The organism is Blautia caccae, from assembly GCF_040095955.1.
Taxonomy (GTDB): Bacteria; Bacillota; Clostridia; order Lachnospirales; family Lachnospiraceae; genus Blautia; species Blautia celeris.
In genome coordinates this window covers 1-608 of sequence record NZ_JBBMFP010000107.1, presented here as the reverse complement: position 1 = coordinate 608, position 608 = coordinate 1, and the positions used below count along the sequence as shown (strand labels likewise).

1 protein-coding gene is annotated in these 608 nt (G+C 43.4%); it reads right to left on the bottom strand.

What is annotated here, in order from left to right:
* Positions 1 to 608 (bottom strand): recombinase family protein (locus tag WMO65_RS26445; RefSeq protein WP_349064929.1); only part of this gene is annotated, 608 nt, incomplete at both ends.

Here is a 608-nt window from a genome sequence, read left to right as displayed (position 1 = left end):
TCACAGGTGGCAATTTCCTGTTTGTTCAGTTCCCTTGTGATCTCTGCAAAGCTCATACCTTCTGCAGCCATCTGGAAAATCATCTTCACCACCTTAGCCGAATCCGGATCAATTTCCAACCTTCCATCTTTGCCCTTTCTATAACCATATCTGGCATTTACCGGAAGCCTTGTTCCGTTTTTCATTCTGGTCTGCATTGCGGATGAGATTTTTTTCGACAAATCCAGGCTATACATGTTATAAACCAGATTCTTCAAAGCTACATTCATACCGCCGGTCATTCCAGAGCTGGCTTCACTGTCATAACTGTCATTAATGGAAATAAATCTGATCTGAAGAAGCGGAAAAATATACTCAATATAAAATCCCACTTCCAGATAGTCCCTGCCAAACCTGGAGAAATCTTTCACAACTACACAGCCGATCTGTCCGCTTTTCATATCCTCCTGCAACTGTTGAAAACCATTGCGTTTGAAATGGGTGCCGCTGACACCGTCATCCACATATTCAAGGATATCCGACTCATCCACACCAAGCTGATCGATCACAAACGATTTCAACAGGATCCTCTGAGAAGTCACACTGTCACTTTCCAGTTTGGTTCTGCC